Genomic DNA, 20,689 nt, shown 5'->3' with positions numbered 1-20,689 from the left:
GCTCAGCCTCGCCTGCTCGATCATCTGCCTGCGCAAGCTCATTCTGAACTGATCCCTAAGAGACGCCGTCCATTCGGGTCCTCTGCCTGGACAGATACGCGGATCGATCAGCAGTCTTGGCCCCGAAGCTGGTCCGATCGAGTGACGGTTCACTTCATCGGGTGATCTCGATCAGCGGCACTGCAGGACTGGGCAGAATCCGCAGCGTGAGCCGGACGCTTGATCCCAAGTTGTCCACAGAATGTGAGTTATCCACAGACGGCTGTGTGCAGCCCTCATGAGAGAACCGCGAACTACCAAGGTGAAGGCGCAGCAGGGAGGTGACCATGTGGTCCAACATCGGCGCGACGGGAGCGCTCGCGCTGTTCGGCGTGGTCACCGCACGCGTGGTGATCATGATCGTAGCGTTGCGCGGAACGAGGCCCGAACAGCGAGCCGAGATTATCCGCGCGCTCAACAGGGAACCGGGTCCCGCGCGGTCCCGTCGTCGGGAGCGCTGGCCCGCTCGGCGGAGGGCAAGCGCAACCAAGCCCGAAGACGTGGAAGGTTAAGCGTCCGAAGCGGTTGCCACCGTGGGTTTGGACTGCTGCGGGGGGCGACTACGGAGCCGGATCCAGCAGCCGTGCAACAGCCGACTCATGTGGAGAGTTGATGTTCTTGTAGTGCTGGAGGGCCTGGCTCCATGCTTTTCTGGCCGAATCGTGTTCCCCCGAGGCCTGATAGATGTGACCGAGTCCACGTAGCGCGTCGGCAATCAGCGCGATGTTGTTTGTCTTGCGGGCGAGCTCGAGCGCGTTGTCCGCGTAGTGACTCGCTTCAGTGAAGCGTGTGATCGCGGCGTAAGCGTTCGCGAGGGTTAGCTGGGTCTTGATGATGTAGAGAACGTCGTTCGCGGGTTGGTGGATCATCAGGGCTGCGTTGGCGGAGTCGATGGCGCGGAGCGGGTCGCCGATGGCGAGCCGGAGATCTGCCAATGCTGTGAGTGTGATGGCTTTGCCGTACTCGCAGTCGATGGGTGCCCAGGTTGTGAGCGCGAGTTGGTGGTGGTGCTCGGCCTGGTCGTACCTTTGTGTGGCGCTGTAGGTGAGCGCCATCGAGTGGTGGGTGAATCCGAGCCCATAGAGGTCCGCCGCGGACTGCCGGGCTCGCAGTGCTTGGTGGAAGAGGTCGAGGGCGTGGTCGTGTTCGCCGGCGTTGCGGTGGTAGACGGCGAGGTTGTGCAAGCAGGTCGCCTCGGTGGGATGGTCTTTGATGTCCCTGGCCAGTGTGAGTGCTTGGGAGAACAGTGCGCCTGCCTCGGTGATGTCGCCGATATGCAGGTGTGCCAGCGCCAGGTCGTTGAGGCTTGCGGCTTCGCCTCGTTGCTCTTGTGCGATGCGGGCTGAGGCGAGAGCGAGCGAGGCGACGGTTTTGCTGTCGCCGTAGCGGGCGTGTCGTCCCAGCTGATCACGAGTGGCTGCCGCCAGCCGCCAAGTGAGTCCGTGCCGGCCGGCGTCATGAGCTTGGTGGACTGCTTCGACGAGGTTCCCGCACTCGTCGGTGAACCACGCGATCGCGGCGGTGGCGGATCGGAAGGTGAGCGGATGAACAGCCGCGGCTGGAGCGGACAGCGGTAGCGGATCTTTGTGTGGTGCGATTGTCATGTCGGCGTTGTTGGCGGTGTGCAGGTACCAATTCAGGAGCCGATCGAGCGCGTCGTCGTACTCGTCGTGTTGACGCAGGAGGCCAGCGGCATAGGCGCGGAGCAGGTCGTGTGCGCGGTATCGGTGAAGCTCGGTGGGCTCGACCAGGTGAGTTGCCGCGAGGTGTTCCAATGTTTTCTGGGCGTCCAGGTAGGTGAACGCGGAGGCGGCCGCTGCGGCGCCGGTGTCGAAGTCTGGTCCACTGTGGACACCGATGTGCCGGAACGCGAGTTGTACGTCCGGGGGGAGCTGGTTGTAGGACCACGAGAACAGCGCGTTGAGACTGGGGGAGTCGCCGTCTCCGCCGTTCCAATCAGCCAGCCGGTCACGTAGCGAGCCGACCAGCTCGTGCAGCGGTGTCGCGTGGTACTCGTTGAGTCTGCTGGCCGCGATGCGCACCGCGAGCGGGAAGCCACCGAGCAGTGTGAGCGCGTCGTCGAGTTGGGTGGTGCTGTCACTGCGTTTGGGGGTCAGCCGGGCCAGCAGGGATTGCGCGTCGCCAGGCGGTAGCGGTCGGACGTCGACGTCGTGGGCGCCGGTCTGCTGGACGAGTCTGTTCAGCCGACTGCGGCAGGTGATGATCACCATGCAGCTGGCACTGGACGGAAGAAGGGGGAGGACTTGTTCGGAGCTAGCGGCGTTGTCGAGCACGATGAGCAGGCGCCTGTCGGCGGTCATTGTGCGTAGTTGCGCGGTTCGTTCCGCGGAGGTGGCCGGGAGGTGGTCGGCGGGGCCGCCTAAGGCGACGAGTAGATTGCCCAGCACCTCGGCGGGGTCCGCGGGGCGGGTGGGACCGTGGCCGTGGAGGTTGAAGAAGACCTGGCCGTCGGGGAAGCGGTGGGCCGCGCGGTGCGCCCAGCGAGTAGCGAGCGCGGTCTTGCCGATCCCAGGCGGTCCGTGCAGTACGGCGATCGGTATGCAGTCGTCGAGGCTTGTGTCTGCGGGAGCGAGTACGTCGAGGGCACACAGCTGCTCCGCGCGGCCGATGAAATCACGCAGATCTGGCGGAAGTTGGCGAGGTGGCCGCGCGGCCGTCACCTGCCCTGCGATGAGGGGCGCGCTCGTGACGACGCCGTCTGCGTCGACCGGCTCTGTGGGGCGGGGCTTCGGTGTTTTCGTGAGGTTGATGATGTGCTCGTAGTGCTCGTTGAGATCGATGCCCGGCGGAACGCCGAACTCCTCGACCGTGCGTCGATAGACGGTGCGGTAGTAGTCGGTGATCTCTCGATACGTGCCGAATGCGGCGAGGACATCGAGCTTGAGGCGCACGAGCCGTTCGCTAAGCTCGTCGTCCTCCAGTAGCTCCTCGATGTGCTTGAGGGCGAGTTCATAGCGGTGCAGGCGCATCTCGTTGCTGATGCGTTCACAGCGCACGGTGAGGTGGTCGGCGTTCATGGCCTGCCGGCGCCGGTCGGCCCACAGTGTGCTGAGGCCTGTGAACGGCGTGTGCTGCCATTGGCGCAACGCGTCGTCGAACAGTGCGGCCGCCATTTCGAATCGGCCGCGGTCGACCTCGGCGCGTGCCTGCGCGTGCAGGTCGAGAAAGCGGTGGTAGTCCACCAGGATCGGGTCGATCTCCAGCAGGTACGACTCGGTCCTGAAGACGATCTTGGCGGGAATGTCGTCGGTCCTGAACTTCCCGCGGATCCTGCTGATGTAGCTTTGCAAGCTCTTGTGCGCCTTGTCCGGGGCGGCGGGTACGTCCCAGACGGCGTCGATCAGCGTTGTCACGCTGACGGGCTTGTTCGCCATGAACGCGAGCACGTAGCGCTCCTTGCTGGAGGTGAACACGACAGGTTCGCCGTCCAGCACGAGGCCGACCTCACCCAGCAGCGTGATCTGCATGCGAGACCCCCTCTCCATGCCCAGTTGTTCACCGTGCTCGCCGCATGAACGCCCAATCCACAGTAGCCGCGACCAGTGATGATCACGCTAGGAAAAGTCGAAATTACTCCTAGTGGGCGGTTTGGAGGGTGTCCAACGAGCTGTCCAGCGCTCTGCAACCGCTCAGTCCAATCAGGCCAGGACTCTTCGATCCAGAGGGGACAACCAGGGGAGCAAAGGGGCGCAATGGGAGAAGCGGGTTGGGTCAGGGTGCCGATAGGTGTAGGTGCGGAACGCTGGGTCACACTGGCCGGGCTGCGTACGGTGCTCGTTGTGGTGCACACCCTGCCGAGCGGCCAGCGGCTGCTCGACGTGGTCGAACACATCGAGACCGATCAACGCATTCAGGTGGTCTTCACACCGGCGCCGGACGTGTTCGACTCCGGCGTCATCGACTGGTTGAGGTCCCTGGGAGCCCTGGTCGTTCCGTGGCAGCAAGCTATCCAGCAACGCTTCGACCTCGCTATCACCGCGTCCTACGGCGGGCTCAGCGAGATCCACGCGCCGCGGATCGTGCTTCCGCACGGCGCCGGCTACGGCAAGCTCGCACCGCAAGCGACTGGCAAGGGATCGCGTGCTCGTCGCCAGGTGTACGGATTGGACGCTCAGCGCCTCACACGAGACGGACGCGTACTCGCCGATGTCCTTGTTCTGTCTACAAATGCGCACAAGTCGATCCTGCGAGCCCAGTGCCCGGAAGCTTTGAGCTCGGCCCTTGTCGCCGGGGATCCTTGCTACGACAAGCTTCTCGCGAGCATGCATCTGCGCAAGCTGTACCGCGAGGCGCTGTGCGTCGAGGACGACCAGCAACTCGTGCTCATCGCCTCCACGTGGGGAGCGCAGTCGTTGTTCGCGCGTAGCGCCGAACTCATGCCGCGGCTGTTGCAGCAACTGGACAATCGCAAGTTCCGCATCGCAGCTTTGCTTCATCCGGGCGTGTGGTTCGGGCACGGCAAACGTCAAGTCCTGGCCTGGCTGTCGGAGTACCGGCGAGCCGGGCTGACAGTGCTCACACCCGAGGTCGACTGGCGTGCCGCGGTGATCGGCGCCGACATCGTGATCGGGGACCACGGCTCCATCCCGGTCTACGCGGCATGCGCTCGCGTGCCCGTGCTCACCGTCGACGGCCTGGACACCGACGTAGCACCCTTGTCCGCCAACGCTCTGCTCGCGGACCGCGCTCCACGCCTGCACCTCACAGACCCCATTGAGCCGCAACTCCACTCGGCGGCCGATCACTTCGACGAAGACGACTACGCCGCGATCACGGCAGCGGTGACATCGAAACCAGATCAAGCGGTCCGCCTACTCCGCGACGCGATCTACCGCCAGCTCTGCCTCCCCGAGCCAGGACGGCATCGCCAGCTCGAACCTGTCGCGGTGCCGCAGAGGCAAGTCTGAGGATCTCGGTTCCGCTAGTCGCTCGACGACGCACCTCCGTCCTCATCCTGCCGGCCGTCTTGCCGGCGTGACAACGCCGTCACGCCACCACATTTGCCTGCATCCATCTCGTGCGCATGGTCACCACGGCCAGCGCGACACGCACCGTCGACACCACAGGAGTTGATGCCATGCCCCGCATCGCCGTCGCAGGCATCGTGAACGTCCGTCTCGCCGTCCCCGTGGACGTGTTTCCGATTCCGCTCACATCGAGCCGCCGCCTTCCCGGACAGATCGCGTTGCGCTTGTCCGGTGTCGGCTGGACCATCGCCAACACATTGCAGGCCTTGGGAAGCGACGTTCTGTTCGCCACCTACATCGGCCGCGACCCCGCGGGGCAGCTAGCCGAAGCAGGACTACGCAGCGCAGGGCTTCTCGGGCCTGCCACCCAGGTGTGCGACGCTCAACCGCGCGCCGTCGTGCACTACGACCGCGCCGGTACGCGCAGCGGAGCCACCGACCTGCGCGACGCCGTAAACCGGCGCTACCCAACCGAGGTCTTCACGCATGCGCTGGATGCGGCCGGGGGCGCCGACTTCGCGATGCTGTCCAACATCAACTTCACCAGGTCGCTGATCAGCGCCGCGGCCGATCGAGCGATACCGATCATCACTGATCTGCACGTCATCGACACCGTCCAGTCCCGGCACAACGAGGAGTGGATGCGAGTCGCGCACGTGCTCTCGTGCTCGCACGAGAAAATGCCATGTCCGCCTGGCGACTGGATCCGGCGACTGTGGTCGCGCTACCGCACACCGGTTGTCATCGTCGGCATGGGCGCCGCAGGAGCACTTATCGGGCTCCACCACCACCGTGCCGTTTGGCACGTGCCTGCCGCAGCATCCCGGCTTGTCCGCTACACCAGCGGTGCCGGGGACACGCTGCTCGCCACGTTCGCCCACCACTACGCGCTCACCGGCGACCCGATAGACGCCCTGCCCCACGGATGCCTCGCTGCAGGCTGGAAGGTCGGAGCCGGGCCTGACGACGATGTCCGCGACGCCGGAACCATGCTTCCCCACCTTGTTCACAGCCAAGGGTTGCCGGCCGTGCACCGGGTCTAGAAGCATTGTTCTGTATGAAGATCAGCCGTCCATACTCTCGATCTTGTCCGCGATGCGGTCCGCCTGTACGGACCCCAAAGTGCGCAAGAGAGTGGCTGCCGTCGTCAGATGCTGACGCGCCCCAAGGACGTCGCCGCGAGCCAGATCGAGATCAGCTAGCGCCTCGTGGACCAGCGCCTGTTCAAACCGCGAGCCGAGCCTCACCAGCGCGGCGAGCGCCGCTGCCAGGAGCCCGGCCGCGACCTCAAAGTCGCCGAGGGCGGCACGTGCCTGGCCCAGCTGTGCGCGTGCCCGCGCCAAGTTGTACTCGTCGGGCGGATCCAGATCGCTCAGCAACTCGACCGACGACTCCAGAAACGGCACCGCCTCGGCAGGCTGGCGCAACGCCAGCAGCACCGCGCCCAAGGTGATCTCAGTCGTGGCGCGGCTGCGAATCCTCCCCAGCACACGATAGGAGTCCACGATCTCCCGCAGCCGACTCTCCGCCTCGGCATACTGGCCCTGATCGACCAGAAGCAGCGTCAACGCCTTGCGTGCGCTCGTGGCTCCGCGGGAGTCCTGGTCGGCCTCGGCAAGCCGCAACGCCTTCCGCGCGTACCCCTCTGCCTGCACGTAGTCACCCAGTTCACTACAGGAGCGGGCGAGCCGTTTCAGCATGCTCCGCTCAGCACGTCCCTCACCCCACGCCCGCGCCGCGACCAAGCCCTCGCGCTCCACCTCTTGAGCGAGCTGGAAATCCTTGCGGACACGCAGCAACGGTCGCGTCACGTCCGCGAGATGCCAGGCCAGCTCGGGGCGCCCTGCACTGCCCGCCGACTTCAACGCGGCCACGATGTTGCCCTGCTCCACATCGAGCCACGCCCAACTCCCGTCCACCGATTCCAACTCCTCCGGAAGCGCGAACGTGGGCGCAGTCGTACTGAACGTGTACGCCTTCCGACGCCGCAACCCTGTTGCGGCCAATACCGCGGCCCGAGCCGCACGCAGATACCACTCGCAGATCCGCGTTGGTGCCGTCGAGCCGGAATCGGCCTCGCCGGCTGCCTCTGCCTGTTCGTGAGCATGCTGCCGAACAAGATCGTGAAACTGGTAGCGGTCTTCGCTGGTTTCCTGCAGCAGGTTCGCGTCCACCAGGACATCTATTAGCCGCGTCACCACGGAGACCGGAGCGTCGGCCAGCACTGCCGCCGCATGAGAACTGAAAGCGTCCCCTGGGTGCAGACTGGCCAGCCGGTACAACCGGGCCGGTTCGGGGGAAAGGTCGTGGTAGACGAGTCGAAAACCGCGCGCACCGAGAGCTCCTCACTTTGCGATAGCGCGGTCAGCCGCGAGCCTCGCCGTGACAGGTCGCGTACTGCCCCTTGGATCGACCGCACCGGTCGCGACGACAGTTGCGCCGCCGCGACACACACCGCGATCGGCAGGCCGCCGCACAAGCTCACCAACCGCCGCGCCTGATCAGGCCCACGTTCAACGCGAGGTCCCCCGATCGACCGGCGTAGCAACTCAAGTCTCGACCGCAAATCGAGCGGCACCACCTCGATAGTCCGCGCACCACCTTGTGCCAGGCCCGCCAATCGTTTCCTGCTGGTCACCAGCACCACGCTCGCTGCCGAACCAGGGATCAACCTACGTACTTGCGCCGCAGAGTGAGCATTGTCGAGAACCACCAACACCGCCCGCTGAGCTGTCCACGAACGCCACAACGCCGCGCGCTCCGACTCATCGGCCGGAATCTGATGCGGCGGGAAGCCCGCAGACCGCAGGAACGCGCCGAGCGTGCGTGACGCCGATACTGGCTCCACCACCACGACACTCGCCAGATCGGCGAACAGCTGCCCACCCGTGAACCGATCGCGATGCGCCGCGGCCCACCGCAAGGCCAACGCCGTTTTGCCGACACCGGCTGAGCCCGTCACTACAACAACCTCAGGTGCCCACCGCGATGTAACCGGATCCAGTAACGAATCCAGCGCCGTCAATTCTGCTTCCCTGTTGGTGAAGTGTGTGGGTGGCGGCGGAAGCTGCTGCGGCACACGAGGTTCGAAGCCAGGGCCAGCGTCGAGATTGATGTCTCCATGAATGACGCCGGCTTGGATGACGCCCCCGCTGACAGCTGATCCCGCCAGCTCGTTGGCTACCTTGATCTTTGGTGATCGCCTGGACTGGTCACCCGACTCGACATCCGCCATCGCGCCTTCACCGCCCCGCACAGCGCTCCGCGGTACGACCGTACGGTATTCATGCTCGTCGAAGCACTCATTTGGGCACGTCTCACCCGGCTGAACTATCAGCCTCGGGCATCGTGAGCTGGTGTTAGTCCGTGGAGCGACAGCCAGTAGGTGCTACTCGCGAATTGGCGCGAGCATCCGGGCGTGATCCGGATCTGCCGGTCGGCCAGTCGTGCGCAGTTGAAGCAGCGCATCGCCCAGCTATCGGCTGAGCCGGGCCTGTTGGTGGCTGGAAGCGTGTCAGTTGCGCTTGCAGACAGTCGGACACTGCGGAGACCAGAGGCTCTCGCCGCTCACGAAGGCTCTCGACGGCACCGCTATCTTCGTGCCCGGAGATCCTCCGTAGGCGACAAGTAGTGCTCATCAGAGCCGCGACTCTGACCCGTGGTCGTACGCGGCGGCCAAGTTGATCACGGTCTCAGCGGCCAGAGTCACAGCAAGCGCGTTCGGATCGTCGTCGAGCAGGCCAGGTTCGCCATACCTGCTCAGGTCTCGATCGCCGATGACTTCCTTGATCTTGTGCAAGGTCATCCGGTCTGTGGTTGTCCGCCGTACCGCGTAGATCGGTGCGTTCCACGCTGCGAACCTGGCGTGCCCCGCGCTTCGAAACTCGCCGATTTGCACGCCGTCGACCACCACATGATGATCAACGGCCTTCCAAAAGATCGGCGTCGCTTCCTCCGCCGCGCGTTCAGTCAGTACGATCGCCGTGTAGATCTCGCCGATCAACGCGTGAATGTCATGCACCGTCAACGGGGGTCTCACTATCGCTAGAGGACAACGTCCGGCACGTAAGCCGTGCCAGTTGAGCGCGTTCTTGAACGCCTAGCCCCATGAACTCGACGATTTTCGCCGCCTCGATCTGATGCAGCACAACCAGGGCCGTGACGCTCAGATGCGGGGCAGGTAGGCGGAGACTTCGGCGATAGCGTCGAGGGTGTCGCGGTCGAGGTGGCCGGAGACGAGTTCGGTTTCGGCGATGGTGACGGTCTTGCCGTTGCGATCGCTGCCGTAGTTCTCGCCGGTGAAGCGGATGTCCGCGAGGCCCAGCATCGCCGAGCCAAGGGGCTGGATGTCGCCGCTGCCGTGGATCTTCATCACCGACTCGAACTTGTCAGCGTCGCGGGCGGAGGCCAGGCCGACCCAGGCCACCGACAGCACTGCGGTGTTGCCCGTGCCATCGCCGACCAGGAATAGGGCGCGGTCCAGGGAGGTGCAACGGGTGCGGGTGAAGAAGTCGCGGATCTGCCCGAACGAGACCGCCACACACTCGGCCTGCTGACGCACGGTGCGCTTGAGTTGCTTGACGCCCAGTCGCTGCCACGCGGCCTCGCTGTCGCCTTTGCGCGCGGACTTCTGTCCCTCGGACTTGCTGGCTTTGATCTGCGCGGAGCCGCCCGAGCCTGATCCAGAGCCCACACCCTGCGCGGCGTTCTGCGCGCCCGCTCCGACTTCGGAGACCAGGCTGGATCCGCCCCCGAGGGTCAGGCCGCCGGTGCCGCCGGCCAAGCCGAGCGCGAGCACCCCGGCAGCCACCACCGCACCGCTCTTGCCACCGCCCTTGATCGGGACGCGCCGGCCGTTAATGGTTCTGAACTCCATCAGGTCCGCCCTTGCCTAGATCGTGTCCGCACGCAGACGCCGCATCCTGATCACCGATCTGGGAGCCCTCGCGATGAACTGTCGGTGACCGTGGCGCAGCGCTCTGCGAGCTAACGCCGTCGGCAGTGGTGGTGTTGAGCGGCAAACGGGTGAATGCCGGTCGAGCCAGTGGGACGAACGCCCGGTCTGCGTCGATCCGCTGTCCTGATGGAGTGTTTGCCTCTCGGCAGGCGGCCGGTGCGCGTACCAGTCCTCTGACGAGGAGAGGAAGCAACGGCCGAGCGAGCTGGGTCCGACGGTCCTGGAGATCATCAATGCCCCACGTCCACTCGATGCGTAGTTCGAGTGAGCGGAGGTTGAGCAGCACATCATCGATTGAGCAGTACGCATCGGCGGCTGTCGAGTGCAGCGTCCCGCTGAGTTGGGATACCGGCATAGGGTGGACCAGGTGATCGACAAGCTGACAAGGGATGCAGCAGTCGCGGACGCGTGCCTGGCTACATCGGAGTTTGATGACGCCCTCGCGTGGCTGCGCGCTCGACCGGAGCTGACGGAGCCGCTCGCAGCCGAGATTTGGGTTATCGACCCGACTTACAGCCATGTGTTGCTCGTGGAGCATCGTGTGCGTGGTTTGGTGGCGCCTGGTGGCACTGTTGAGCATCGCGAGACGCCGCGGGCCGCTGCGGTTCGTGAACTTCGGGAAGAAACTGGCGTGGCAGGGGACCTGCTGCCAACGCCAGCCGCCGTCGGGGTTCGTTCGTACCGCGCTGACTGGGCGCCGACGCTGAGCTTGGTCTACAGCGTCGTCGTGGATCGCGCTGTGCCGCTAGGCGGGGAAAGTGGTCAGCCGCCGAAGTGGGTGAACCTGGACGACACTTGGGACAGCATGTTTCCTGAGGACCGCGGTCGCATTCGCGCACATGCGCGGCGTCTGGCGACTGGGGCAGCGTTCGGGGTGCATTGAGTTTTCCAGCGTCAGCTGCGGCATTTCATGCACGGCTGCCGCAATTTCCGCCTAGTGGCGACCCGGTCATCGCCGCTGGCTTGGGCGTTGTGCGACGACCGTGAGCCAGGTCGTGACGGTTGGTGCATTGGGCACCGTCCTGGAGTACGCCTTGTCCAAGATGTCCATTCGCTGAGCGTGCGTGAACTCTCCGGCGGGTCGAGCGAAGATCGGAATCGATAGCCATGCCTTCTTCTCGGCCATGGTGCTGTGCTGGGCGGTGACCTCCGTAGCGAGGACGAGTAGTTCGGCAGCGGCGAGTTGGTCGGTGATCGCGTCCAGCGACAGCTTGGGGACCGACTCGGTCGCCACAGGCGGAACGTAGTTGTAGTCACTGGCGGCGACCTGCTGGATCAGACTGTTCAAGGACGGTCCGGTACGGGCGCTGGCCTCGTCGGGGTGGCGGACGCCTGCGAAACCGCCGCCGATGTTGAACACGAATCTGCCGCCCGGACGCAGCACATGGTGAACTGCGGCGAGTACCTGTGACGCCCGGGTCTTCCAGATTGCGGAGTTGCACACCACAGCGTCCGCGCCGCTGGGCACGTGGTCGGCCAGGTCCTCGGCGGCGGCTGAGACCCAGGTCAGGCGCGGGTCGTTCACGCTGCGGCGACCTACTCGTTGCATGGCGGCGGCGTTGTCGACGGAGATGACCTGAGCATCGGCCGGTGCGAGTTCGAGGATCGCCTCGGCGGTCGCGCCGGCCCCGCCGCACAGGTCGATGACGAGGCGGCTGTCGCCGAGCTCGGCGCGGCTGGCGAGTTCGCGGCTGGTTGACTTGTACATGGGGAAGTCGCGGCTGAATGCGGCGTATGCCTCAGCGGTGGTGATCTCATCCCAGCCGAGTACGGCGTCTTGGGGTGCCATCGTGGAGTTCCTCGATTCACGGGTGGCAGAACGGCCCGTCTGTCGGTGGGCACCGGTCAGCGCCCGCCGGGTGCGGTCAGAACAATGAGTCCTGGAATGCCTCGGCCGCTGAGGTGAAGTTGCCGAATGTGATGCGTCGTCCCTTGAGAGCGCCGAGGTCGAGCACGTAGTCGATGTCGCTCGCGGGCAGGCGAGCCAGTACTTGAGTGCCGACGCAGGACAGGACGGTGAATCCGTGCTCGCCCTCGCGGAGATCGTGCGGGTACAGCATCCGTGTAGCGCCTGGGGCGCGCAGGAGAGCGCCTTCAGTGGGAGGGGTCCACTTCTCCAGCGATACTGGGACGTCCATCGCGGTGAGTTCGCCCGCGGCGCGGGTGACGTGCTGCTCGTGCGTGGTGGTTACGGCGGACAGATCGATTTGGGTGGCGAGGGCCTTGAGTTTGGTTGCGGCCCGGACAGATTGGGGTATCTTCAGCCGTGCGGTGATGGCTTCCTCTAGGTGACGCACGGCTTCGCCGTTGGGGCTGATGGTCAGGTAAGTCGCGACGATTGCGCCTTGTTCGTCGAGGCGGGATTGCTTGCGTGGCTCGGCTGCGGTGCCGACCTTGGTGGTGCCTTCGGCGAAGGTGGCCAGATACAGCCGGTGCGGCTGGTCCATGTACTGGCGCAGTGCCTCGGAAACGGCACCGCCTTGATGGATGCGGTGCGCCGAGCGGAACTCGTCCTGGCGGAAGCACCGCCCGCACTGATCGCTCTGCTCGGCCTCGGCGCGGTTCGGGCATGCCACTGCCTCGACGCGCACGGTGTCGGAGAACGGGTACCGGCCCGTGCACCAGCGGCCGGTACCCGTCGCGAAACCGAGTTGTTGCTTCATGATCTCGGAATAGACCAGTGCCCCGCCGGGCGCTGGGGCGAGCAGCAGCCGGGGGTCTCCGGTCGCCCAGGTGACGCCGTGGCACACGTACTCGCCGTTGGTCGGCGGGATCACTGGCATGGGTTCGGTCCTCGGTATCGGTGCTTGTGGTCAGACGGACAGCTGGAGGTGTTCGGTGAGTGCGTCCGCGGCGGTCTTGAACACCGCATCGCGGTCCATGTCGGTCACGTCCATCGACAACCAGCCGTCGCGCTGCTCGTGTTCACTCAGCTTCGTGAGAACGGTGTCCTGGTAGCGGATGAAGTCGTCGCTGGCGCCACCGCTGTGGCCGGTCTCCAGGGAGCTGAACTCGCCCTGCTTGCGGGCTAACGCTTCTTTGGCGCTGATGCGCAGAAAGAACACCAGGTCCGGTGTGGTGAGGTGGGTGAAGACCTGCTCGGCGAGTTCGGTGGGCACGTCGGGGTTGACCGCGTACCGGGCGAGGATCTTGTGGTGTGCGTTGTCGAGGATGACGTGGGTGCCGGCCTCGAGCGCGGGTTGGATCACGAGCTTGTCCTGCAGCGTGTACCAGGCGGCCAGCGCCAGCAGCCAGTAGCGGTCGCCGCAGGCCTGCGCGACGCGGGCGTCGCGGCGATAGACCACTGCGTTGAGGCTGTCGACGTAGGCGGACAGTTCCGGATCCATCGGGACGTCGGTGGTGGTCTTGCCGACCAGGATCGTCTTGTGGCCGGCGTCGTTGAGGGCCTCGCACAGGCGGGCGGCGAGGGTGGACTTGCCCGCGCCGTCGATGCCGACGACGGTGATCTCCCGCCCGCGCGTGGACAGGTCGGATCCTGCGTTCGTCATGGGGTCGTTCTTCCTCTGCTGGGTGTCAGACCGACAGGGCGGCCATGCGGTTGCCGATGATGTTGCGGATCTGTTCGACCAGGATGGAGCGTCGATGAACGACGTCGCGGCCGCGCTCGTTGGACAGGTCCGCGGGATAGTGGCGAGCGAGATTGTTGGAGATGACGTGCAGGTAGCCGAAGCCGATTCCGGCGTGGTGCGCGGCCGCCCCCATCGGGCCGATCTCGGGATCGACGAAGGCGTGTTCGGCGTGCTCAGTCAGCCAGCCCTGGTTCTCCAGCAGGATCGAGGGCGAGGTGACGTGGAGACCGGTGTGCACGCCTGGTTGGGCGGTCGCGAAGTCGCCGAAAAAATCGTGCCAGGTGACGGTCGTGCCGCCAAGGAGGCTGGTGTTTCCGGTGGCGAGCCGCGTGTTCGGCTCGACGCCGGGTTGTAGCGCGCCGACTTTGCCGACGTAGACGACATCGCGGGCGCCGAGTTCGGCCAGACGTGTGACGACCCGTCCGGCGACGTCGCCCCAGATGCTGTGCAGGAACCCCAGGTAGATCACGCGGCGGCCGTGCAGGCGAGCCTGCTGCCAGGCATAGCCCGGCCCGTAGATCCAGGCATCGGCCGCCGGGGCGAGGTGCGCCAAGCCCCAGCCGACGATCACGAGGTCGCCGTCCATGTCGAGGTCGAGCAGCTCGACTGCGGCGCGGCACACGACGGGGTCAGGGAGCTCGTAACGGACGATGTCGGCAGGCTTGTTGGTCATGGCCAGGTAGGTGGCGATGATCAACGCGTAGTGGTGCACGTAGTCGTTGCCGGGGAAAGCCTTGATGACGAGTTCGCGGCCGTGGATCTCGGCGGTGGGGCGCTCGACGTTGAACAGCTTGCCGGTCTTCTCGTGCCCGGAGATGACAGCCTGCCGGTCATAGCCGCCGACGACGTGGATCCGGTTCCAGGACTCGCGTTGGATGAGGTGGTGGACCTTGATCTGCAAGTAGCGCAGCAGGCTGTCCGCGGCCATGGTGTGCCCGTCCGCCGGGATCGGTGACGCGAGCAGAGCAGCGGCAGGGCAGGGCGTCAGGACCGAGGCGTCGACGAGGCTCATCAGGCCGCCTCCGGGATGCGAACACTGCTGCCTGCTGCGTCGCGGATGGCGGCGATGTTGCGGCGGACCAGTTCGAAACGTTCCTCGGAGATCGGGCTCAGCTCGTCAATCCGAGGGGTCGGTGGCTTCTCGTAAGGGCCGTCGGGAAGCATCGCGATACCCATTGCACCGAGGATGACCGGCGCGGCCCCGTCGACCGAGGCGATCCACTCGTGCTCACGCTGCTCGACCAACTCGAGATGCCCGGTGCGGCCTAACCCCAGCAGCCGATATACCAGCCGGTCCTCGACCATGCCGTGGTCCTCCAGGTACCGGGTCGCAGTCCAGCGGGTCCGGCACAGCTGCTCCTCGGGAGCGGGCTTGCGGGAGGCGGGCAGCGCAATCGCCCCGACGTAGTCGCGGGAGACGAAGTGCTCGTAGCAGCGCAGCCATTCGTCGTCGTCAGCTGCGTGCAGCACAACGCACAGCCGGAACTCGTCGGTCAGGCCTCCGATCTCGCGGGCCGCCTCGTCGCTGGACTTGATGGTGGCGGGCCCGTCGCGCATGACATCCGGAAGGATGATCTCGCTCGCATGGACGGCGCGAGCAGCTGTGACGAGGTCGGCGGCCGGGAGCGCATGGCCGAGGTCGAACACTCCGTTGTCGACGATGATCTCCGCGCCGCGTTGGGACTCGCGGTGGAAGAACTCCCTGTAGGTGATATCGGTCAGGACGCGCTGCGCTGCGACGTGGTGCACCCGAGCGGGCTCCTGAGCAACGAATGAATCCAGATAGGCGGGTGGGGCGATCACGGAAACGTCGATCTGCTTGGCCATCAGCTGTTCCTCCACGCGGTGGTGGCGAGGGTCAGGAACTGCTGGGAGAGCAACTGATCGGTCTCGAATCGGCCACTGGCCTCCAACGTGGTGGTGCGGGCGGCTTCCATCCGCACGCCGCGCATGCTCATGCACAGGTGCGTGCCACGGACCACGACGGCCACATCCGGACTGCCGACCACCGCGACGATCTCGTCTGCGACGTGCCGCGTGAACCGCTCCTGCACCTGCAGCCGCCCCGCGTGCCGCTGAGCGATTCGGCCGAACTTCGACAGGCCCACAACCTCGCCGAGAGGCGTGTAGCCCGCGACGACGTCGAGGTTCATCGGCAGCATGTGGTGCTCGCACAACGACCACACGCTCATGCCACCGACCACGACCAGCTGCCCCGCGACGCTGTTTTCGCCGAAGCATATCGGCGCCGTCGCCGGGTCGGGGGACAGGAACGAACGCCACCAATTGGCGACCCTGCCCGGTGTGCCGGCCAACCCCTCGCGGTCAGGGTTCTCACCGAGTTCGACCAGGAGCTGGCTGACGAGGTCGGCGACGCGATCGCCGTCGACCACGTTCGATGTAGGAGGGTGCGGCGGCCGCACGTTCAGGTTCCCTCCCGTCGTCGGAGGGGACATGGTGTCGGTCATGAACATTGCCTCGCTTCCAGGAGCTGGAGACGCTTGCGGGACAAGCTGAGCCGGCGGACGTGAGTGGATTCGGTCCCGGAGCAGCAGACTCCGGTTGACCCGGCTGCGAGTCGCTCATGGCCGATACGCTCTCTGTGCTTCCTGTCTGCTCTTCAGGAAACGTTTGGCGCGTAAGAAAGTCGGCCCATCGCGCCGTGTCACAGGGTGGGCCGTTACCGCGCTCCGGCCAGGATGTGCAGGCGGAAGGAGATGTTCCAGCCACGTTCGCCCACCGGGCCGACGAGTTCAGCCATTCCTGTGAGGACCTCCTCGCGCGTCGAGCCTTCCGGCATCACCCACACCGGGGCCAGCCCGTTGTCGTCCACAAGCTTGGCCACCTCGTCGAGTTCACTGTCCAGATCGGACACGACGAACTTGAAGGCGGCACGGCTTGTTTCTACAAGGGCTTTCAGCGCCACGGGCTTGATTCTCGTGGCATAGCTCATGCCAGAGTTCGCGAGCTTCGGGCTCACCACCCACAGATCAATCAAGGACATCAACTCGGGGATCGGCGTCATGGTCCCGTTCGTCTCGACCTGCACCCGCACGCCCGGCAGACCACGGGCGATGGCAGCCATGGCGTCCTGCTGCAGCATCGGCTCCCCGCCGGTGAGCACCACCATGTCCACGTCGCGTTCGAGCACCCACGACACCAGCTCGGCGATCGGAACCTTGCTGCTGACCTCGGCCGCCTTGAACCTTGTCCAGTCCCAGGTCTCCGGGGTATCGCACCACCCGCACCTGAGGTTGCAACGAGAAAGTCGGATAAACGCGCAGCGTTGCCCCATGCACGGCCCTTCTCCCTGAAAGGACACGAACTTCTCCGCGAGGATCACGGTCTCCGTGACGGCCCCCAGACTCGCAGGGGCACTCATGCCACGTCACCCCGTTCCCACGAACTTGTCGTGGATCCCGAGACCATGCGCAGGGATCGCAGCCGCGCGCGGATCTTCGGCTCGATGCTGCCGCCGAACCATCTTGCGAGATGTACGACGATCGCAGGCCCGGCACCACACAACCGTTCCGTGGCGGCAGGATCACGAAGACACGCTGCGAACGGCGACAGATCGCCAAAGTCGGTGATAAACCCGGCCTCGTCGAGGTCATCAGCCTCAAGGAGCACGGTGACCTCGCCGTAGGCGCTCACGAACGTCTTCGAGATCGTGACTTCGAGGGTGGCGCCATCACAGTGCGCAGCAGTGGCCGGCGTCTCTGATACCACGATGGAGGCGAGCACGGCCGAGTCGATGTTGGCTGTGAACCACTCGGCGAGGTGGCGTGCCAGCAGCTCGCACGTGGGATGGAACGGGATTCGCTCGTTGATCAACTGATGCTCGAACGTGGCGTCCAGGTAGCTGCCGAGAGCGGCCAGGTCTCCCGTGCCGCCATCGCACACGTGTGCCACAGCTGTCACCGTGTAGTTGTGTCCGTGATTGCGACGGCATTTATGCCCGGGAGGCAACTCCCTGAGCTCGTGACTCGCGCTGAATGTGAAGGTCCTGGACACCGTGAATTCTCCGGCTACGCCGGGATTTCGTTGTCTAGTCATGCTTCCCGTCTCGGCTTGCTTATCCACTGTGGACATAGGCAGGGTGCGTGCTGATCTCGGTGGGGCAGCCACTCACTCATCCGGGTCGTGGTCGTTAAGCGGTACGTGATCCAGGCCGACCATGCGCGGCGGCGTGCCCTGCCGCGTCGGCTGGATGTCCGCGATCATGGCCACTCCTGGTGTGGACGGGGTGTCGGACGATCTGTCCGTGCGTAAGCGAGGCGTCCCACGGCCTTGACCCAGGACCTTGGGTACGCCCGGCGGCATGAACCGGGAGGATTGCGGAGGCGACCTGAGGCGCCATTTCTTGCTTGAGGTGCCGTTCGAGCAGGTAGCAGTAGGTGCAGTCCATCGGGCACAGCGTTGTTGGCTGGACGACGATGGTCTTGGGCTGTTCGGCCAACCACCGGGCTATCGCACCTCCGGTGCGTTATCGCGGACATGACGCCGAACGTCGAAGACACTGGGTTCGTTCGGGACGATTCAAATATGGTTTGGACGACGACCATGCGGAAGATGACAGGCAGGGACACGGAAGGACATCGATCATGTCCAGCGACGCCGCTGCGACCGGCGAGGGGAAGCGTCCAACGCCGAACCTCGTGCTGATCGGCCGGCGGCAGGCCAAGGGCTGGGGGCGCGACAGGCTCGCCAGGGAGTTCGAGCGGCTCGGTCGCCAACTGGAGCTCACAACGCCTGAGCTGAGCGCCATGGCCAAGGCGATCTACAGGCATGAGACCGGTAGGGCCGCGGTGCGGGACGAGGTCTACGTCCAGCTGTACTGCGCCGCGTTCGAGGCCACACCGCATGAGCTGTTCGGCACCCTCAGTACGGGCGCAGCGAACCGTCAGTCGTGCGGACTCACGAGCCACAAGTTCGTGCCGGTGCACCTCGGACCCGAACTGCTCTCCACGCTCATCGAACGAGCGAACCTCGTACCAGGCTCGGTGCAATGGGCGGACTGCCACGTCGGACAGGTCGAACATCCGGCCGGTCACTGCGAGTTGTACGCGTTCCCGTGGGGTGTCGCGGTCTTCCACCTGGCGGAGGAGCTGAGCGTGCCGAACATCGCCAGCCTGGCGCTATGGCGTCGGCAGACCTATCGGGAAACCAGGCAGTGGGCGACCGAATGGCTCTGCGAGCGGACCGGCTCGGACACACCCATCGCGCACTACGTGCTGTCGGCCTACTGGCTGCACGAGTCGCCGTGGAGCGGCCAGGACCTCGACACCGCGATGCGGTTGTTGAGCATGCCGCGCGTCCTGCTCGACCGCGGAACGGACGAAACCGGGCCTTCCCTGCACCACGCGGAGCTGGTGGAGCAGACGCTGCTGCGCGAAGGATTCCACGACAGCCGCATCGATGAGTTCGGCATCCGCGGCTTGTCCATCGGCTGCGCGAGCTGGGCGGGGCTCAGCTACTACCCGCAGGCGGCAGGACGAGCACTTCAGATGTCTGATCTGATCGACTGCGAGCTGTTGGTCCAGGCGTTGTGGTGTTACTGCCACCGCGTGCACGAGCAGGTGGAACAAGGATGTGATCCAGTTGTTCCACCTGAGTACGGGTGGCGTTGGATTCGCGCGGTCAGGTCGCGGTTGACCATGGCCAGGCCGCAGGAGACAGCGCAACACGCCGCGATGCGGCGGGCGGTGCTCGAGACCAGCGAGCTGGGCAAGCACCTGACGACCGCGCTGGAGTTGCTGCGAGACACGATCGGAGAATGATCAGGTGGACCTTGCCAAGAGCGTGCTGGTCGTCGTCGATATGCAGAACGGCTTCGTGTCCAGCAAGTCAGCGCCCATCGTTCCGCACGTGGCAGATGTCGTGCGTCGCTGGGAAGAAGTCGGCGGCGCGACCGTGTTCACCCGATTCGTCAACCACCCCGGATCGCCCTACGAGCGGCTGATCAACTGGTCGCGGATGCAGACCTCCCCCGAGATAGACATCGTCGACGACCTGGTCCCGGCCTCCCGGCGTACGGTCACGGTGCTGGATAAGCCGATCTATTCGCTGTTCACCGAGGAAGGCGCCGCGACCGTGGCGCAACACGGCTGGACCGACATCGTGATCGTCGGGATCGCGACCGAGTCGTGCGTGCTCAAGACGGCATGTGACGCGTTCGAGCGTGGCCTGACGCCCTGGGTGGTCAAGGACGCGGTATACAGCCACGCGGGACAGGAAGCGCACGAGGCGGGCCTCCTCGTGACCAGCCGGTTCATTGGGCGCCGCCAGCTCATCGACGCCGAGGACCTCTTCTCGGAGAAGCTGGTGGCGACCGCATGACGCGGCCGGTAGCGGTGATGGACATCGACGGCACCGTGGCCGACGTCCGGCATCGCCTCCACCTCCTCGACTCCGACTCTCCGACCAAGTGGGCGGACTTCTTCGACGCGGCCGGAGACGATCCAGTGCTCCCGGACGGTGCTGAGTTGGCTCGCAAGCTGGCTGTAGAGCACGACATTGTGTGGCTCACCGGCCGGCCGGTGCGACTGGCCGAGTTGACCCGCCGATGGCTCGTCGAACAGGGCCTGCCAGTGGGCGAGCTGTTGATGCAGCCACACGGCGACAAGAGACCGGCTCGGTTGGTGAAGCTGGAACGCCTATTGGAGCTTCGACGGCACCGCACGATCGCTCTGGTCGTGGACGACGATCCCCGCGTGGTCAGCCAACTGCAGGAGGCCGGGCTCTCGGTTCATCACGCCACCTGGTCGCCCTGGGCTCCAGCGCTGGGCAATCAGTAGATCGTCCGAGGCAGGTACGTCCGGCTCGACCCGATCAGTAGCCGGGTCGAGCCGGATAGGTCAGAGCTCGGCTGCTTCCGATCGGGGTCCGTTCACCCAGGACCTGAACTGGCCCCACGCGATTGTCCCGAAAGCGAGCTGGCCTCCGCTGGGAGCCTTGGAGTCACGTACACCTGCCTGGTCAGCTCCGAACCTGACCTCGACGCAGTTGCTCTCCTTGGGCTGGCTATAGGAGGACTTGAACCATGGCGTGAACGCGATATCGGGTTGTGCTGATGGCCCGTTCATCTCGTGAGCCGTTCCTTCCGCTGTTGCCGT

General features: G+C 65.4%; 21 protein-coding genes. 7 read left to right on the top strand and 14 right to left on the bottom strand.

The annotated features are described in order from the left end of the window. Positions 1–326: 326 nt before the first annotated feature. On the top strand, positions 327–551 hold the full coding sequence (locus tag IEY88_RS38495) for a hypothetical protein (protein WP_189159853.1): 225 nt from the start codon (positions 327–329) through the stop codon (positions 549–551). A 48-nt stretch (positions 552–599) separates the two neighbouring features. Here IEY88_RS38495 and IEY88_RS38490 read toward each other — a convergent pair whose 3' ends face one another. Then, positions 600–3,527 (bottom strand): AfsR/SARP family transcriptional regulator, encoded by a 2,928-nt coding sequence (locus IEY88_RS38490; protein WP_189159852.1) that lies wholly within the window; start codon positions 3,525–3,527, stop codon positions 600–602. Positions 3,528–3,839: 312 nt separating this feature from the next. On the opposite strand from IEY88_RS38490, the gene IEY88_RS38485 reads away from it, so the two are divergent. Next, positions 3,840–4,967, top strand: coding sequence for a hypothetical protein (locus IEY88_RS38485; RefSeq protein ID WP_189159851.1), 1,128 nt, complete (start codon positions 3,840–3,842; stop codon positions 4,965–4,967). A gap of 116 nt (positions 4,968–5,083) precedes the next feature. Continuing rightward, positions 5,084–6,070 (top strand): carbohydrate kinase family protein, encoded by a 987-nt coding sequence (locus IEY88_RS38480; protein ID WP_229694161.1) that lies wholly within the window; start codon positions 5,084–5,086, stop codon positions 6,068–6,070. Positions 6,071–6,091: 21 nt separating this feature from the next. Here the strand turns inward: IEY88_RS38480 and IEY88_RS38475 are convergent, their stop codons facing one another. The 4 genes from IEY88_RS38475 to IEY88_RS38460 form a co-directional block, all read right to left on the bottom strand. Further along, positions 6,092–7,201, bottom strand: a complete 1,110-nt coding sequence (locus tag IEY88_RS38475; RefSeq protein ID WP_189159849.1) for a tetratricopeptide repeat protein — start codon at positions 7,199–7,201, stop codon at positions 6,092–6,094. A gap of 20 nt (positions 7,202–7,221) precedes the next feature. Continuing rightward, a complete protein-coding gene (locus IEY88_RS38470) occupies positions 7,222–8,262 on the bottom strand; it encodes an AAA family ATPase (RefSeq protein ID WP_189159848.1) in 1,041 nt (346 codons plus the stop codon). A gap of 402 nt (positions 8,263–8,664) precedes the next feature. Next, positions 8,665–9,030: a hypothetical protein gene (locus tag IEY88_RS38465; protein ID WP_189159847.1), complete on the bottom strand. Its 366-nt coding sequence runs from the start codon at positions 9,028–9,030 to the stop codon at positions 8,665–8,667. A 162-nt stretch (positions 9,031–9,192) separates the two neighbouring features. Next, positions 9,193–9,903: a hypothetical protein gene (locus IEY88_RS38460; RefSeq protein WP_229694155.1), complete on the bottom strand. Its 711-nt coding sequence runs from the start codon at positions 9,901–9,903 to the stop codon at positions 9,193–9,195. 448 nt (positions 9,904–10,351) lie between these two features. Between IEY88_RS38460 and IEY88_RS38455 the strand changes: the two genes are divergently transcribed. Beyond that, positions 10,352–10,867, top strand: a complete 516-nt coding sequence (locus tag IEY88_RS38455) for an NUDIX hydrolase (protein WP_189159846.1) — start codon at positions 10,352–10,354, stop codon at positions 10,865–10,867. A gap of 66 nt (positions 10,868–10,933) precedes the next feature. On the opposite strand, the gene IEY88_RS38450 is transcribed toward IEY88_RS38455, so the two are convergent. From IEY88_RS38450 to IEY88_RS38415, 8 genes are all read right to left on the bottom strand, one after another. Beyond that, positions 10,934–11,773: a class I SAM-dependent methyltransferase gene (locus IEY88_RS38450; RefSeq protein WP_189159845.1), complete on the bottom strand. Its 840-nt coding sequence runs from the start codon at positions 11,771–11,773 to the stop codon at positions 10,934–10,936. A 76-nt stretch (positions 11,774–11,849) separates the two neighbouring features. Next, the gene (locus tag IEY88_RS38445) at positions 11,850–12,767 is read right to left on the bottom strand and encodes a DUF2797 domain-containing protein (protein WP_189159844.1); all 918 of its coding nucleotides are present in this window, start codon (positions 12,765–12,767) and stop codon (positions 11,850–11,852) included. 30 nt (positions 12,768–12,797) lie between these two features. Next, a complete protein-coding gene (locus IEY88_RS38440) occupies positions 12,798–13,493 on the bottom strand; it encodes a dTMP kinase (RefSeq protein ID WP_189159843.1) in 696 nt (231 codons plus the stop codon). A 25-nt stretch (positions 13,494–13,518) separates the two neighbouring features. After that, complete coding sequence (locus IEY88_RS38435) at positions 13,519–14,586, bottom strand: hypothetical protein (RefSeq protein WP_189159842.1); 1,068 nt, start codon at positions 14,584–14,586, stop codon at positions 13,519–13,521. Then, positions 14,586–15,401, bottom strand: coding sequence for a hypothetical protein (locus IEY88_RS38430; RefSeq protein WP_189159841.1), 816 nt, complete (start codon positions 15,399–15,401; stop codon positions 14,586–14,588). Before IEY88_RS38430 ends, IEY88_RS38435 begins: the two co-directional genes overlap by 1 nt. Then, complete coding sequence (gene folE, locus IEY88_RS38425) at positions 15,401–16,042, bottom strand: GTP cyclohydrolase I (RefSeq protein WP_229694154.1); 642 nt, start codon at positions 16,040–16,042, stop codon at positions 15,401–15,403. Before folE ends, IEY88_RS38430 begins: the two co-directional genes overlap by 1 nt. A gap of 212 nt (positions 16,043–16,254) precedes the next feature. Then, on the bottom strand, positions 16,255–16,917 hold the full coding sequence (locus IEY88_RS38420; RefSeq protein WP_189159839.1) for a 7-carboxy-7-deazaguanine synthase QueE: 663 nt from the start codon (positions 16,915–16,917) through the stop codon (positions 16,255–16,257). A 35-nt stretch (positions 16,918–16,952) separates the two neighbouring features. Then, positions 16,953–17,630: a 6-pyruvoyl trahydropterin synthase family protein gene (locus IEY88_RS38415; protein ID WP_229694159.1), complete on the bottom strand. Its 678-nt coding sequence runs from the start codon at positions 17,628–17,630 to the stop codon at positions 16,953–16,955. A 548-nt stretch (positions 17,631–18,178) separates the two neighbouring features. Here IEY88_RS38415 and IEY88_RS38410 point away from each other — a divergent pair. The 3 genes from IEY88_RS38410 to IEY88_RS38400 are packed head-to-tail and all read left to right on the top strand — an operon-like array spanning position 18,179 to position 20,371. Beyond that, entirely contained in the window at positions 18,179–19,354 is a 1,176-nt protein-coding gene (locus IEY88_RS38410) for a hypothetical protein (RefSeq protein WP_189159837.1), read from the top strand. Between the two features lie 4 nt (positions 19,355–19,358). Continuing rightward, complete coding sequence (locus IEY88_RS38405) at positions 19,359–19,913, top strand: cysteine hydrolase family protein (protein WP_189159836.1); 555 nt, start codon at positions 19,359–19,361, stop codon at positions 19,911–19,913. A 17-nt stretch (positions 19,914–19,930) separates the two neighbouring features. Next, positions 19,931–20,371: a phosphatase domain-containing protein gene (locus IEY88_RS38400; protein WP_229694153.1), complete on the top strand. Its 441-nt coding sequence runs from the start codon at positions 19,931–19,933 to the stop codon at positions 20,369–20,371. A gap of 60 nt (positions 20,372–20,431) precedes the next feature. On the opposite strand, the gene IEY88_RS38395 is transcribed toward IEY88_RS38400, so the two are convergent. Continuing rightward, a complete protein-coding gene (locus IEY88_RS38395) occupies positions 20,432–20,659 on the bottom strand; it encodes a DUF397 domain-containing protein (RefSeq protein ID WP_189159861.1) in 228 nt (75 codons plus the stop codon). Between the last annotated feature and the right edge of the window lie 30 nt (positions 20,660–20,689).

This window comes from Lentzea pudingi (assembly GCF_014646255.1).
Classification (GTDB): Bacteria; Actinomycetota; Actinomycetes; order Mycobacteriales; family Pseudonocardiaceae; genus Lentzea; species Lentzea pudingi.
This window is presented reverse-complemented; position numbering and strand designations above follow the sequence as displayed.

Bases quoted from the DNA above. Each gene is read 5' to 3' on its own strand.
- IEY88_RS38495 (WP_189159853.1), top strand. From the start codon at position 327: ATGTGGTCCAACATCGGCGCGACGGGAGCGCTCGCGCTGTTCGGCGTG.
- IEY88_RS38490 (WP_189159852.1), bottom strand. From the start codon at position 3,527: ATGCAGATCACGCTGCTGGGTGAGGTCGGCCTCGTGCTGGACGGCGAA.
- IEY88_RS38480 (WP_229694161.1), top strand. From the start codon at position 5,084: ATGGTCACCACGGCCAGCGCGACACGCACCGTCGACACCACAGGAGTT.
- IEY88_RS38470 (WP_189159848.1), bottom strand. From the start codon at position 8,262: ATGGCGGATGTCGAGTCGGGTGACCAGTCCAGGCGATCACCAAAGATC.
- IEY88_RS38460 (WP_229694155.1), bottom strand. From the start codon at position 9,903: ATGGAGTTCAGAACCATTAACGGCCGGCGCGTCCCGATCAAGGGCGGT.
- IEY88_RS38450 (WP_189159845.1), bottom strand. From the start codon at position 11,773: ATGGCACCCCAAGACGCCGTACTCGGCTGGGATGAGATCACCACCGCT.
- IEY88_RS38445 (WP_189159844.1), bottom strand. From the start codon at position 12,767: ATGCCAGTGATCCCGCCGACCAACGGCGAGTACGTGTGCCACGGCGTC.
- IEY88_RS38440 (WP_189159843.1), bottom strand. From the start codon at position 13,493: ATGACGAACGCAGGATCCGACCTGTCCACGCGCGGGCGGGAGATCACC.
- IEY88_RS38435 (WP_189159842.1), bottom strand. From the start codon at position 14,586: ATGAGCCTCGTCGACGCCTCGGTCCTGACGCCCTGCCCTGCCGCTGCT.
- IEY88_RS38430 (WP_189159841.1), bottom strand. From the start codon at position 15,401: ATGGCCAAGCAGATCGACGTTTCCGTGATCGCCCCACCCGCCTATCTG.
- folE (WP_229694154.1), bottom strand. From the start codon at position 16,042: ATGACCGACACCATGTCCCCTCCGACGACGGGAGGGAACCTGAACGTG.
- IEY88_RS38415 (WP_229694159.1), bottom strand. From the start codon at position 17,630: ATGACTAGACAACGAAATCCCGGCGTAGCCGGAGAATTCACGGTGTCC.
- IEY88_RS38410 (WP_189159837.1), top strand. From the start codon at position 18,179: ATGTCCAGCGACGCCGCTGCGACCGGCGAGGGGAAGCGTCCAACGCCG.
- IEY88_RS38400 (WP_229694153.1), top strand. From the start codon at position 19,931: ATGGACATCGACGGCACCGTGGCCGACGTCCGGCATCGCCTCCACCTC.
- IEY88_RS38395 (WP_189159861.1), bottom strand. From the start codon at position 20,659: ATGAACGGGCCATCAGCACAACCCGATATCGCGTTCACGCCATGGTTC.